This is a genomic window from Pandoraea thiooxydans (assembly GCF_001931675.1).
Taxonomy (GTDB): Bacteria; Pseudomonadota; Gammaproteobacteria; order Burkholderiales; family Burkholderiaceae; genus Pandoraea; species Pandoraea thiooxydans.
The window spans coordinates 1,365,840-1,378,971 of sequence record NZ_CP014839.1; the positions used below are offsets into that span (position 1 = coordinate 1,365,840).

Genomic DNA, 13,132 nt, shown 5'->3' on the forward strand with positions numbered 1-13,132 from the left:
GCGCATGCCCGTCGGGGCGCCGGCGCCAGGCGGGCTCGGCAGATAGTTTTCCTTTTTGACAACCATGCTGATCAATGACGATTTTTCGCGTTGGGCGAGCGTGACGCCGCGCGAGTATCGGTGGGTCGCTTCCCCGCAGGGTGGCGTCGAGCGCGTCATGCTCGACCGCATCGGCGCCGAGCAGGCGCGCGCGACCAGCATCGTGCGCTATGCGCCGGATTCGTTTTTTCCACGCCACGAGCATCCGGCCGGCGAAGAGATCCTGGTGCTCTCGGGTGTTTTCTCGGAGGAGGGGGCGGATTATCCGGCGGGCTGGTATCTGCGCAACCCGCCGGGTTCCGGCCATTGCCCGTCGAGCCGCGAGGGCGCGCTCATTTTCGTCAAGCTGCGGCAGATGCTGCCCGACGAGCGCCTGAGTGTGCGCATCGATACCCGCGATCCGGCATCGTGGCAGAAAGAGGGTGATGCCGATGTCTGCCCGCTATTTGCCAACGCGGCGGAGTGCGTCAGCCTGCGGCGCGTGGCGCCGGGCGCGACGGCCCTGGCCGCGTCGAAGCGCGGCGCCGAACTGCTGGTATTGGCCGGTGACCTCGTGATCGGTGCGCAGTCCTACGAGTGCGGCAGCTGGATCCGCTCGCCGCGCGGCGAATGTCCGGCCGTCGTGGCCGGCGCGCACGGCGCGATGTTTTACGTGAAGCTGACCGAAGCACTCGATCGCCCGGGCGAGGCACAGCCATGAACACCACGCGCGTCGCCATCGTGGGCGCCGGTGTCGCCGGCCTGTATGCCGCGTATCTGCTCGAGCGGCAGGGCATTCGCGATTATGTGGTTCTGGAGGCGCGCACGCGGCCGGGGGGCCGCATCCTGTCGGCCTCGCTGGCGCCAACGCCCGATACGGCCGAGAGCGCCGGTTCGAGCGGCATCGATCGCTTCGATCTCGGGCCGACCTGGTTCTGGCCGGCGCTGCAGCCCGAACTCGACGCGCTGATAACGCAGCTGGGCCTGGCGCGCTTTGCCCAGCACGAAACCGGCGACATGGTGGCGGAGCGCTCGTTGCACGAGGGGCCGATGCGCATGCGCGGCTATGCGACGTCGCCCCAATCGGTGCGCCTGGCGGGCGGCATGGCCGCCCTGACCGATGCGCTGCAACGGCAGTTGCCGCCGTCCCGGATCGCGCTGGGCATGCGGGTGCGGCAGCTGCGCCGCACCGGGGCGCACGTCGAGCTGAGCGTCGAGAACGTCGACGAGGCGCAGGGGCAGCGCGCGATTTACCGTGCCGAGCAGGTGCTGCTGGCCGTGCCGCCGCGTCTTGCGCTCGCCTCGATCGAGTTTGCGCCTGAGCTGCCCGCGCCGCTCGCACGCGCGTGGCATCGCACCGCCACGTGGATGGCCGCGCACGCCAAGTACGTTGCCGTCTACGATGCGCCGTTCTGGCGCGATCGGGGGCTCTCCGGCGAGGCTCGCAGCGCCTGCGGCCCGCTGGTCGAAATCCACGATGCATCGATGCCGGGCGGTCGTGCCGCGCTGTTCGGTTTTTTCGGGATCGCCGCGCAAGCGCGCCAGCGTCTGTCCGATGACGCGTTACGCGAGCACTGCCGGGCGCAGTTGACGCGGCTCTTCGGCGAGCCGGCCGCGCGCCCCCGCGAGGAGTTCGTCAAGGATTGGTCCGCCGACCCGCTCACCGCCACCGACGACGACCTGAGCGGTCCGGCCGAACATGCCGCCGCGCCGGCCGCCACGGCCGGCGAGGGCGTGTGGCGCGATGCGCTGGTCGGTATTGCCAGCGAATGGTCGCCGCAATTCCCGGGCTATGTCGCGGGCGCCATCGAGGCGGCCGGCGCGGGAGTGCGCGCGGTATCGGGCTCGATATCGGGCTCGATATCGGGCGCCGTGCCGGGCGCAGCATCGGACATTGACCCGTACAATGCGGTTTCGGCCGAGCGTCGCTGAGGCCGGCGGCGCGGCGGCACCGGCAGCAGGCAACGGCCGCGCCAACGACACTGGGAATAACCAACGTGAAAATTACGATAAAGGCCAGGCAGGTGACGACCCTGCACGCCTCCGGGCGGAGCGCGCAGGGTGAGGTTGCATGCCGGGCGGCCTTGGCGATGGGGAACACGCATCTTGCATTCTGACGACAACCTTTACACCCACGCCGGCAGCAACGTGGCCAGACTCACGATTGCGCAGGCGCTGGCCGGCGCGAATTCGACCGTGGTGTTCGCCACGGGCTCGATCGTCGGCAATGCGCTGGCGCCGCACCGCGCGCTCGCGACGTTGCCGATTTCGATATTTGTGGTGGGCATGGCGGCGTGCTCGTTGCCGGCGGGGGTCGTCGCCCAGCGGTTCGGGCGCCGCGCCGCATTTCTGCTGGGCACGGGGTGCGGCATGCTGGTCGGCCTGCTGGCCGCGCTGGCGATCGTGCTGGGCTCGTTCGCGCTGTTCTGCACGGCGATGTTCTTCGGTGGCGCCTATGCGGCCGTGGTGCTGTCTTTCCGTTTTTCGGCGGCCGATTGCGTGCCGCCCGAGCGCCGCGCAAGGGCGCTGTCGTTCGTGATGGCCGGCGGCGTGTTCGCCGGCGTGCTCGGTCCGCAGCTGGTGAACTTTACGATGAACCTGTGGACGCCGCACACGTTCGCGGCGACGTTCCTCGCGCAAGGCGCGGTCGCCATGCTGGCGGCGCTCGTTTTGTCGGGGGTGCGGATTCCGGGACACGCGCGGGCTCCGGCGCCGGCACCCGCCTCGGCAACCGCGGGCGCGCCGCTCAAGACGCATGCCGCCGGCGGGCGTCCGATGCGTGTCATCGTTCGCCAGCCGCTGTTCGTGACCGCGGTGTTTTGCGCGGCGGTGTCTTACCTGCTGATGAATTTTTTGATGACGGCGGCGCCCCTGGCAATGCGCATGAGCGGCTTGTCGCAGACCTCGTCCAACCTCGGCGTTCAATGGCACGTGATCGCCATGTACGCGCCCGGGTTCTTTACCGGTCGCATCATCGCGCGGGTCGGCGCGCAGCGGGTCGTCATGACCGGGCTGACGCTGATCGGACTCGCGGCGGCGGTCGGCCTGACCGGTGTCGACGTGGCGCACTTCTGGGTCACGCTGGTCCTGCTGGGCCTGGGCTGGAACTTTGGTTTCGTGGGAGCATCCGCGCTGGTGCTCGAATGCCATCGTCCGGAGGAAAAAGCCCGCGTGCAATCGGTGAACGACTTCATCGTGTTCGGGACGATCGCCTGCGGTTCGTTCCTCTCGGGCAGTCTTTTGAACGCGTACGGATGGAGCACCGTGCTGTGGGTGTCGTTCATTCCGCTGGCGCTGGTGGCGTGCGTGCTGGGCTACGCTGCCGCGACGCGTCGCGGCGAGATGGCCGCCTGAGACCGGGCTCGGCCTCGATCAGCCTGACGCCAAAGGCCGGTCGGGGCGCGACGCTTCCTTCGCGATGCAACTCGCGAGCGTCTCGATCTGCTGGCCCCGGGCATCGAAATTGTGCGGATCGAGCCATCGTGCATAAGCAGCGCGCAGCGCCGGGTATTCACTGTCGATGATCGAATGCCACGCAGTGTCGCGGTTGCGCCCGCGCGTGACGATCGCCTGGCGAAAAATCCCCTCGAAAGTGAAACCGTAGCGCAAGGCCGCGGCCCGCGAGGGCTCGTTGAGCGCATCGCATTTCCACTCGAAGCGGCGGTAGCCGAGATCCTCGAACACGTATTTCATCAGCAGCGCCAGCGCCTCGGTGGCGATGCGGGTGCGCTTCAGGCGCGGCGAATAGGTGACGTGCCCGACTTCGATGACGCCGTTGGCCGCATCGATGCGCATCAGCGCGAAGGTGCCGACCGCCTTGCCGGTGGCCAGATCGATCACCGCGTAATGCATCGGGTCGCGGCTTTGCGCGGCGCTCGTCAAATGCGTCCGGTAAGCGTCGAGCGTCGCGAATGGCCCGACCGACAGATAGGTCCAGTCGCGGCCGTCGGGCGCATCTCGGTAGGCCTCGAACAGTTCGGCGGCATGCCGCTCGACCGCGATCGGTTCGATCCGGCAATAGCGTCCCGCCAGCGTCACCCGTTCCGGCAGCCGCGCGCCGCGCCAATCCGGCAGGGCCGCACCGATCGGCTGCTGGTATTCGTTGAGTCGGGACGCCATGTCAATCTTGTATGGATGCCTCCCGGCGATAGGTAGTAACCCGCATCGTGTTGTGAAGAAGTCGGCTGCTGCCTTGTATCCGGCCTAGTGTGTGGATCGATGGGTTGCCCCGCTCGGCCACTGGCCCCGATGTAATCCGCTGACGAACACCTCATCTCCAAAACGGACTGTTGAAGTCCGGAATGACATTCAGGTTTAGCTCGTCCCGGTCTGACCTGTTTCACATCACTTCGCTTCGTGCTGCCTGTGCGCCTTCAAAGGCTCACCATATCCTTCTAAAGGTGATGGATGATTGGTTACCGAGTTAGGCCGCAAGCGGCTTGGTGCTCTGGTAACCCCGTTGGTACTCTTGCTGCTTGGCGGTGATGGCCCAGATCGTGCGTGCCATCTTCGCGGCTTGTGCCACGATGACCACGTTCGCTGGGCGCCGCACCTTGATCTGTTCAAGCCATGGTCCCGGCTCCTTGGCGTTCGTGAGTACCGACCGCGCCCCGTGAATCAGCAACGTGCGCAAATAGGTGTCTCCTCGCTTGGAGATGCCCAGCAGATTGACCTTGCCCCCTGTGCCGCGTTGCTTTGGCACCAAGCCCAGCCACGCGCAGAATTCGCGGGCGGACTTAAAGGCGCGAGCCTCGCCCATCGTGGCGATCGCTGCCGTCGCGGTGAGCAGACCCACGCCCGGAATCTCGGCCACGCGCTTCATGTCAACGTTCTCACGCAGGCGCTGCGCCAGCCGCTGTTCGATCGCCCTAATGTCGGCTTCGGTTTGCTTGATCCGTTGAGTTTGCTCTCGCAGGCTGTCAGCTACGTACTGCGGGATGTCCTTGGCCAACGATTCAAGCGCCGTCTCCATCTCACTGAGCAGGGCCCTCGCTCCCTTGGCGAAGATCGTGCCGAACTCATAGAGCAGGCCTCGCAGTGAGTTCATCTGCATGATTTTCATCTTCATGAGCAGCTCTCTCTGGCGGTGCAGCGTCAGCGTCGCCTGCTGCTCCAACGTCTTCATGCCCACGAACTTCGTTCCAGGTTGCTGAATAGCCAGCCAGATCGCACGTGCGTCCGTCGCGTCGGTCTTGTTGCCGCAGACAAACGGCCTTACTGCCTTGGCGTGGATGAGTCGTACGCTGTGACCCAGCGCCTTGAACTTGCGTGCCCAGTAGTGCGCACCACCGCACGCCTCAATGCCGATCAAGCAGGACTGACGGTTTGCGAAATACTCCAGCACCTTCGCACGCTTGATCTGCTGGTTAATGATTTCGCCAGTGTCCATGTCCACCGTGTGTAGCTGGAAAACGCTCTTGGCAATGTCCACCCCAAAGACCTGCTGGCCGTCGATCAAGCCGATGATTTGCCCAGCTCCCATGCTTGCTTTACGATTCATGTCGGACCCTCGATGGTGTTTGTGAAGACCTCGGTCTATCACACCCTGGGCACCTTGATGCCGTATCCATTCGAGGGTCCACCTTGCGATCGCCGCAAGACAACTCCACAGAACAGCCACGTTCTTCATCTCCGTACTCCAGTCCCAGTTTCAATCCCCGTAGGGAGGGAGGCATCCATTACATCTCCTTTTTTCCGCGGGTATGAGTCAGGGTGAGTCGTGTTCTGCACGTAAGATACGGCAGCTGTGGTACGTTAAAAAGATCCAGGAATTGATCATTTCATAGGTCCAGGCACCATGATCGAAATCATCGGCCCGTTGACGCCAGGGGCGACTGCGCCGACCGGCAAGCTCGTGCCGCTGCAAAAGCAGCTGATCGAGCGCCTGCAACAGGCGATTCTGTCGGGCCGCCTGCCGGCTGCGGCGTTGCTGCCCTCGTCGCGGCTGCTGGCCGCCGAGCTTGGCGTGTCGCGCAACACGGTGGTGATCGCCTACGACCATCTGGCCGCGCAGGGCTATGTGATCGCCGATCGGCAGGGCACGCGGGTGAGCGCGCTGTCGAGCGCGGCGCTGCGAAACGAGCTTGCGGCCGATGCCGCGTTCGCGCCGCCGGCGCTGGCGCGGCGGCTTGCCGGGTTTGCCGGCGTGAGCCTGCGCCCGGTGCGCGAGGCGCTGCTCGGGGCGGGCACGCCGGCGCTGGATCATTTTCCCCTGGCAGTTTGGCGCCGCTGTGTCGAGCGCGCATTGCAAAGCGCGCAGCCCCGTGCGCTGGGCTATGGCGACCCGGCCGGCGAGCCGGTGCTGCGCGAGGCCATCGCCGCGCATTTGCGCATCGCGCGGGGCGTGCGCTGCGATGGCGCACAAGTGGTCATCACCGGCGGCGCGCAGGAGGCGCTGAATCTGTGCGTGACGCTGCTGGCCGACCCCGGCGACGTGGGCTGGGTGGATGATCCTGGCTATCGCGGCGCGCGCGCGGCATTCCGTGCCGGCGACCTGCGGATCGTGCCGATACCCGTCGACCACGAAGGGCTGGCCGTGCCTGCCAACGCCTGGCGCACGCATGCGCCGAAGCTCGTCTATACGACGCCCGCGCATCAGTATCCGACCGGCGCCGTGCTGTCGGTCGCCCGCCGGCTCGAACTGATCGCCCAGGCCAGACGCGCCGGCGCGTGGCTGATCGAGGACGACTACGACGGCGAGTTTCGCCACACCGGCGAGCCGATCGCCAGCATGCAGGGGCTGGTGCCCGATGCGCCGGTGCTCTATGTCGGCTCGTTCAGCAAGACGATGTTTCCGGCGCTGCGCATCGGCTTCGTCGTGTTGCCGCGCGGCATTGTCGAACCCTCCCGGCTGGCCTTGCAGGAGCTGCTGCGCGGCGGCCACCGGCTCGACCAGCTGGCGCTCGCCGACTTCATCGACAGCGGCGAGTTCGCCCGGCATCTTGGGCGCATGCGCCGCCTGTACCGCGAGCGGCAGCAGGTCCTGCGCGACGCGCTGGGCCGGCATTTCGCGCAGGCGCCCATTCTGGGCGGCAACTGCGGCATGCACCTGAGCCTGCGCCTGCCCCCGCATATTGCCGACCGCAAGCTGGTCGAGCTGGCCCAGGCTCATCGGATCGGCGTGGGGGCGCTGTCGCGCTTCACGAGCGACGGCGGTGCGCAGGAAAACGGGCTGGTGATCGGCTACGGCAACACATCGGCCGACGAGATTCCGGGGGCCGTGAAGGTGCTGGCGCGGTTGGCGTCGCAGGTGGCCCGGACTGCCGCAGTGCGGCAATAGCGCGGGCACGCGATGCGCCCCGCTGTGGACCGGTGGCGGAGCGAGCGTGCGGCGCACGTTCTCACGCCGCGCGCAGATGCGGCCGAAGCGCCAGCGCAAGCGGATAGATGGCCAGCGCCGACACTGCGGTGGCGATCGTCGCGCCATGCACGCCGATGCGGTCGCCCAGAAAGCCGTAAGCCACCGGAGCCAGTGCGCCGGCCGCGATGGTGCCGGTGTAAAAGAGCGCAAACGCCCGTTCGGTGCGCTCGACCGGGGTCAGCTCGGGCACGGTGCCGTACAGCACGGACGAGGTGCCGTTGAGCATCACGCCAAGCACCGGCAACAGGATCATCGCCGGGGTCAACGGCAGGTAGATCACGGCCAGTATCAGCGCGGCCGTGCCGCCCTCGGTGGCGAACACCGTGCCGATGACGCCCAGGCGCGCGCCGAGCCAGCCGCACACGAACTTGCCGGCGGCGCCGCCGATGAAGACGAGCGCAAGCGCGGTGCCGATCATCGGTGGCGAGATGCCTTTTTCTTTCAACAGGAAGGGCAGGAAAGTCAACAACCCCATGCGCACGGCGGTGTCGAGCACACCGATCGTGAACAGCCATGAAAAGCCCGATCGCGAGCCGCCGCGGGCGGCGCGGGGCGCATCGGTGGGCGACGGTTCGCCGCGCGGTACCGACGGGAGAAAAAGTGCAATTGCCAGCGCGAACAGGATGCCCACGGTGGACAGGGCCCAAAGCGCATGGCGCCACGGCATGAAGGTAATCAGCAGCGAGATGGCGGCCGGCAGCGCCGCTTTGCCGAGATCTCCGGAGAAATTGTAGACACTGAGCGGGCCGCGTGCGTCGCGGCCGTATGCCCGCGCGACGGCGCCCGAAGCCAGCGGGTGTTGCGTGCTCGAGCCGCTGCCCGAGACGGCGAGCGCCACGCATAAGCCCACCAGCGTGCCGGACACGCCCGCGACCGCATAGCCCAACGCGGCCAGCAACGTGCCCAGCGCAAGCGTCGCCCGCGTGCCGAAGCTCCGGGCCAGGCGCCCGGCGGGCATCTGCAGCGCGGCCATGGTGCCCGCATAGACGCCGCGCACGATTGCCAGGGCGCCGTAATCGAGCCCGAAGTCCGCCTGCCAGATGGGCAGCAGCGCGTAAATCATGTCGGTGTACCCATCGTGCAGCGCGTGCGCCATGCACGAGATCCATAACACGCGGGTGCGTGATGCGGCCGTCGCCTGGGCGAGGCCGTCGGCCGTGTCGATTGTGTCGGTCGTGGAGCTGGAGAAAGAGAAAGGTCTCATGGTTCAAGCGATTCGCGCTGGCGCGGGCTTGGGCGGCAGCGCCGGCGTCGTGTTGCGTAACATCGATAGTCTAGGTTCGCCACCCATGGGCCGCAACTGACGTAATATTGAGTCAGCCGGGAGAAAAAGTCACCTTATGAGCACCGTCAAACGCACCGCCAAGGACGCCGAAAAATTGCCGCCATTGAATGCGTTGCGGCACTTCGAGGCGGTGGCCCGCCTGGGGAGCTTCGCGGCGGCGGCAAGCGATCTGCACGTCACGCATTGGGCTGTCGGCAAACAGATCCGGTTGCTGGAGGATTGGTTCGGTGTGCCGCTTTTCGAGCGGCGCTCGCGCGGCGTGGTGTTGACCGACGAAGGCGCCGCGCTGCTCAACGACGTCAACGGCGCGTTTGCGCGCCTGAGCAGCTCGGTCACCCGGCTGCGCCACGAATCGATGCCGCGCCGCATCACCGGGGTGGTGCGCGTCAATGCGCTGGCGAGCTTCGCCTTGTGCTGGCTGATCCCCCGCCTGGCGAATTTCCAGGCCCGCTATCCCGACATCGAGGTGCGGCTCTCAACGGCCTCGCGCCGGCTGCGTTATGTCGGCGATGCATTCGACGTTGGCGTGCGCTCGGGGCCGGAGGAAGCCGCGGGCCTCGTGTCGACGCCGCTGATGCCCGACTTGCGGCTGCCGGCCTGCAGTCCGGCGGTGCTGCTCAACCATCCGATCAGAACGGTTGCCGATCTGCGCAATCACACGCTGCTGCACTCGATGAGCACGCGCGGCGCCTGGTCCGACTGGCTGCGCGAGGCCGGCGCGCCGGGCCTGCGGGGCGTGCGCCATCTCGACTTCGATCATGTCTTTCTGCAACTGGGCGCGGCCACCGAAGGCCTCGGCGTGACGTTGGCGTCGCTGCCGCTGATCGAGCGCGAGATTGCCACCGGGCGCCTGGTCTGTCCGATCTCGAAGCCGGTCTGGCGCGGCCCCGATTACACGCTGGTGGTGAACACCGAGCGCGCGGACGACGACGCGGTCATGGCTTTCAAGGAATGGATCACCGCGGCGGCGCGACATCCGGGCGCGCCGGCCCGAAGCGAGTCCGCCAGCCGGGTTCGGCGGGCGCCGTCGTCCTTGAGCCCTTGATGCGGTCGGCCCAGGGGTGACGGCGGTGTGGGTTACCTGCCACGCCGCTCGTGCGAGGCAGGCGCCAACTCAATGCGCGGCAAAACTCTCGTTGAGCCAGTCGTGCATCATCCGGTAGGAGCGCGCCGCTGCCTTGGCGTTGTAGCGGCAATTGCCGGTCGTGGCGGTCTCTTCGGTTTCGGTGAAGCAATGCACGGCATGGCCGATTTCGACGAACTCCCAGTCGGCGGGGCTTTGCCGCATGTCCTGGGTGAATTGCGGCACTTGCGGCATGGTGAAGGCGTCGTCGGCGCCGTTGATGGCCAGCACGCGCGCCTTGATGTTTTTGGCGAGTGCCGGATCGTCGGTGCTCAGGTCACCGTGAAACGCCACCACTGCCTTCACGTTTGCCCCGCTGCGCGCCAGGTCGAGCACCGCGGCGCCGCCGAAGCAAAAGCCGATGGCGGCCAGCCGCGACAGATCGATCGGCGCGCTGCCGGCTTCGGCCTTGAGTTGCGCGAAGGCCCGGCCGATGCGCGCGCGCATCAGGCTGCGATCGTGATAGAGCGGCGCCACCGCCTGCTGGGCCTCGCTGGTATTGGTGGGCCGCACGCCCGCGCCATACATGTCGGTGAGCAGAATCACGTAGTCCTTGCCCGCGATCATTTTGGCTTTGGCGATGGCGGTGTCGTTGACGCCGAACCAGTTGGGCACCATCACCAGGCCGGGGCGCTTGGCCGTGCTGGCGTCGTCATAGACCAGCACGTTCTTGAAGGTGGTGCCCCCGAGGGTCCAGTCGACCGGGCGGGCGACCATTTTCGCGAAAGCCGGCGAGGCGGCGAGTGTGGCGAGCGCGGTGAGCAAAACGGGGATGAGGCGTGCGAGTCGCATGGCAGTGTTCTCCCGGCGGTTGAGACGACGATTCAGTGTGACGGTTGGCGCGCCAGCCTGCGAGTGGGGCTTTGGCTCAGCCAAATGCTGCCGATGACAAGCACGATACCGGCGATCTGCGGCGGGCTCAGCGTCTGATTCAGGATCATCCATCCCAGCAGCACGGCGGTCAATGGGCTGATGAACAGCAGCGGCGACACCACGGCGGAGTCGAGCCGCGCGATACCCCGGAACCAGAGCACGTAGGTCAACGCCGCGCCGATCAGGCCGAGCCACGCCAGTCCGGCCAGGTTGGCGAGGGTGGGCGCCGGCATCGCCGGCTCGAACAGCAGCACCGCCGGCACCAGCAGGATGCCGCCGGCGGTGAGTTGCCATGCGGTGAAAGTCAGCAGCGAGACTGGCGGCTGCCACTTGCGGGTCAATATATTGCCCACCGCCATCGAGGCCGCGCCGGCCAGCCCCGCGGCCACGCCCACGGCATCGAGCGCGGCGTGCGGGCTTAGCACCAGCAGCCCGACGCCGCCGATGCCGATCAGGGCTGAGACGATCGCCACGGTACGGATCGGACTGCCGAGCAAAGCGGCGGCCAGGAAGATCGCGAACAGCGGCTGGACCGCCGCTACCGTCGCGGCAACCCCGCCCGGCAAGCGGTACGCCGCGACGAACAGCATGCTCAGGAAGATCGAGATATTGAGCGCGCCGAGCACGAATGCGCGCAACCACCAGATGCCGCTCGGCAACTGCCGCACGATTGCCAGCAGCAGCAACCCCGCGGGCAGGGCGCGCAGCATGGCGACCGTCATCGGCGAAAAATTCGGCAGAAACTGGGTGGTGACGATATAGGTGCTGCCCCAGACGGCAGGCGCGATTGCCGTGAGCAGCAGGTCGGAGGCAGTGGTTTTCATGCGATTTGCAGGACCTCGGAGAGCGGGCGGCGGGGCTTCTGCGGCCAGTTGCCGGGCGCGGCCCGGCCAACCGGGAGCAGCAGCACCGGGATTTCGTTCGCGGCGAGCCCGAACGCGTGTGCGACGCCTTCGGCATCGAACCCGACCATCGGGCATGAGGCGAAACCGAGCGCTCCGGCACCATGGATCAGTGTCGCGGCGCCCAGGGTGGCCGAGCGCACGGCTTCGTCGCGGGCGGTCCGCGCATCGGCATATTGCGCGACAGCGCCGGCTTGCCAGCCCGCCGCCATCTTCGCCGGCATGTGGCCGGCTTCGACGAAGGGCGACAGCCGCGCGGGGATCGCGGCCGGATCGGGCAGCGCGCCGCAGACGATGAAAGTGACGGCAGCCTCGGACACCTTGACCTGGCCATGCGCCAGGCTGCGCAGCCTAGCCTTGGCCTCTGGCGTGTGCACGGCGACGAATCGCCAGTTCTGCAGGTTATAGGCGCTCGGGGCGCGCGTCGCAAGGCGCACCAGCGTCTCGATCTCCGCATGCGCCACGGTATGCGAGGCATCGAATCGGTCGGCGGAGACGCGCTGTTCGATCAACGTAATGCTGGGATGGGTCATCATTTCGTTCCTGACCGGGAAAGTGAGAAAGGCTCCAGCTAGAATACGAAATGCACTGTCAGATGTTAATGCGCAAAAAATAAGAATACTTTTTACCAAGGGTAAATAATCGATGGATCGCTATACGGCCCTGCAGGTGTTTCGTTGTGCCGCGGAGTTCAACAGCTTCGCCGAAGCCGGGCGGCGGCTCGGTCTGTCCTCGGCGGCGATCAGCAAGAATGTCGCCGAGCTCGAGGCCCATGTCGGCGTGCGGCTCATCCACCGGACGACGCGGCGCATGGCGCTGACCGAGGAAGGACGCATTTATCTGGCGCATGTCACGCGCGGGCTCGACGCGCTGGCCGAGGCCGATCAGGCGCTGTCCCCGATCAAGGCGGCGCCGCGCGGCACGCTGCGCGTGAGCGCGCCGATGACGGTGACCTTGACGTGCCTGTCGGCGGCCATCCCCCGATTTCTGTCGCGCTATCCCGATCTGAAACTCGACCTGCATCTTGACGATCGCCGCGTGGATCTCGTCCGGGACGGGTTCGACATGGCCATTCGCGGCAGCGACAATCTCGAGGATTCGAGCCTGATCGCCAGGAAGCTGGCGGTCATGCCGCACGTGCTGTGCGCGGCGCCGTCTTATTTCGAGGCGCGCGGCAAGCCCCGCACGCCGGCCGACTTGAAGGCGCTCGATCACGTCCGCTTCAGCCTGTCGGGGCATGCCGATGTCTGGGATTTCAGCAAGGACGGCAGCACCGAGCGGATTGCCGTCGGCGCGCGCTATTCGGTGTCCTCGAGCCTGGCGGTGCGCGACGCGCTGCGTGCCGGCTTCGGCGTAAGCCTGGTGCCCTGTCCCTATGTCGAAGACGACCTGCGGGAAGGGCGGCTGCAAGCCGCGCTGGAGGACTGGCGCACCGTGGAGACAACGCTCTACGCCATTTATTCGTCGCGGCTGCACGTCGCCCCGAAGGTTCGCGCTTTTCTCGAGTTTCTGGTCGAAGAGTTCGGCCGCCTGCCGATCACTACCGCGTGAGTTGAGTCGGCACAAGTTTG

General features: G+C 66.8%; 13 protein-coding genes. 7 read left to right on the plus strand and 6 right to left on the minus strand.

The window, feature by feature from the left end:
• Positions 1 to 64: 64 nt before the first annotated feature.
• The 3 genes from PATSB16_RS06190 to PATSB16_RS06200 all read left to right on the plus strand — a co-directional run bounded on the left by PATSB16_RS06190 (position 65) and on the right by PATSB16_RS06200 (position 3,372).
• Positions 65 to 739 carry a cupin domain-containing protein gene (locus PATSB16_RS06190; RefSeq protein ID WP_047213190.1) on the plus strand — a complete coding sequence of 225 codons (675 nt, stop codon included), beginning with the start codon at positions 65 to 67 and terminating at the stop codon, positions 737 to 739.
• On the plus strand, positions 736 to 1,950 hold the full coding sequence (locus PATSB16_RS06195; RefSeq protein ID WP_072628616.1) for a flavin monoamine oxidase family protein: 1,215 nt from the start codon (positions 736 to 738) through the stop codon (positions 1,948 to 1,950). The genes PATSB16_RS06190 and PATSB16_RS06195 overlap by 4 nt, the downstream gene beginning before the upstream one ends.
• Before the next feature lie 174 nt (positions 1,951 to 2,124).
• Positions 2,125 to 3,372 (plus strand): MFS transporter, encoded by a 1,248-nt coding sequence (locus tag PATSB16_RS06200; RefSeq protein WP_237170307.1) that lies wholly within the window; start codon positions 2,125 to 2,127, stop codon positions 3,370 to 3,372.
• Between the two features lie 18 nt (positions 3,373 to 3,390).
• Here PATSB16_RS06200 and PATSB16_RS06205 read toward each other — a convergent pair whose 3' ends face one another.
• Both PATSB16_RS06205 and PATSB16_RS06210 read right to left on the minus strand, forming a co-directional pair.
• Positions 3,391 to 4,137, minus strand: a complete 747-nt coding sequence (locus PATSB16_RS06205) for a GNAT family N-acetyltransferase (RefSeq protein ID WP_047213192.1) — start codon at positions 4,135 to 4,137, stop codon at positions 3,391 to 3,393.
• 304 nt (positions 4,138 to 4,441) lie between these two features.
• On the minus strand, positions 4,442 to 5,500 hold the full coding sequence (locus PATSB16_RS06210; RefSeq protein ID WP_047216322.1) for an IS110 family RNA-guided transposase: 1,059 nt from the start codon (positions 5,498 to 5,500) through the stop codon (positions 4,442 to 4,444).
• A gap of 315 nt (positions 5,501 to 5,815) precedes the next feature.
• On the opposite strand from PATSB16_RS06210, the gene pdxR reads away from it, so the two are divergent.
• Positions 5,816 to 7,297 (plus strand): MocR-like pyridoxine biosynthesis transcription factor PdxR, encoded by a 1,482-nt coding sequence (pdxR, locus tag PATSB16_RS06215; RefSeq protein ID WP_047213193.1) that lies wholly within the window; start codon positions 5,816 to 5,818, stop codon positions 7,295 to 7,297.
• A gap of 61 nt (positions 7,298 to 7,358) precedes the next feature.
• On the opposite strand, the gene PATSB16_RS06220 is transcribed toward pdxR, so the two are convergent.
• Positions 7,359 to 8,474, minus strand: coding sequence for an MFS transporter (locus PATSB16_RS06220; RefSeq protein ID WP_237170308.1), 1,116 nt, complete (start codon positions 8,472 to 8,474; stop codon positions 7,359 to 7,361).
• Between PATSB16_RS06220 and PATSB16_RS21095 the strand changes: the two genes are divergently transcribed.
• Together PATSB16_RS21095 and PATSB16_RS06225 are read left to right on the plus strand one after the other, a co-directional pair.
• Positions 8,473 to 8,682 (plus strand): hypothetical protein, encoded by a 210-nt coding sequence (locus tag PATSB16_RS21095; protein WP_237170309.1) that lies wholly within the window; start codon positions 8,473 to 8,475, stop codon positions 8,680 to 8,682. The two genes, PATSB16_RS06220 and PATSB16_RS21095, sit on opposite strands and share 2 nt — an antisense overlap.
• Before the next feature lie 36 nt (positions 8,683 to 8,718).
• Positions 8,719 to 9,708: a LysR substrate-binding domain-containing protein gene (locus tag PATSB16_RS06225; protein ID WP_047213196.1), complete on the plus strand. Its 990-nt coding sequence runs from the start codon at positions 8,719 to 8,721 to the stop codon at positions 9,706 to 9,708.
• Between the two features lie 69 nt (positions 9,709 to 9,777).
• On the opposite strand, the gene PATSB16_RS06230 is transcribed toward PATSB16_RS06225, so the two are convergent.
• The 3 genes from PATSB16_RS06230 to PATSB16_RS06240 are packed head-to-tail and all read right to left on the minus strand — an operon-like array spanning position 9,778 to position 12,094.
• On the minus strand, positions 9,778 to 10,578 hold the full coding sequence (locus PATSB16_RS06230) for a dienelactone hydrolase family protein (protein ID WP_047213198.1): 801 nt from the start codon (positions 10,576 to 10,578) through the stop codon (positions 9,778 to 9,780).
• Between the two features lie 32 nt (positions 10,579 to 10,610).
• The gene (locus tag PATSB16_RS06235) at positions 10,611 to 11,483 is read right to left on the minus strand and encodes an EamA family transporter (protein WP_047213200.1); all 873 of its coding nucleotides are present in this window, start codon (positions 11,481 to 11,483) and stop codon (positions 10,611 to 10,613) included.
• The gene (locus PATSB16_RS06240) at positions 11,480 to 12,094 is read right to left on the minus strand and encodes a nitroreductase family protein (protein WP_047213201.1); all 615 of its coding nucleotides are present in this window, start codon (positions 12,092 to 12,094) and stop codon (positions 11,480 to 11,482) included. The genes PATSB16_RS06235 and PATSB16_RS06240 overlap by 4 nt, the downstream gene beginning before the upstream one ends.
• A 112-nt stretch (positions 12,095 to 12,206) precedes the next feature.
• Between PATSB16_RS06240 and PATSB16_RS06245 the strand changes: the two genes are divergently transcribed.
• Positions 12,207 to 13,112 carry a LysR family transcriptional regulator gene (locus PATSB16_RS06245; RefSeq protein ID WP_047213203.1) on the plus strand — a complete coding sequence of 302 codons (906 nt, stop codon included), beginning with the start codon at positions 12,207 to 12,209 and terminating at the stop codon, positions 13,110 to 13,112.
• The last annotated feature ends 20 nt before the right edge of the window (positions 13,113 to 13,132 follow it).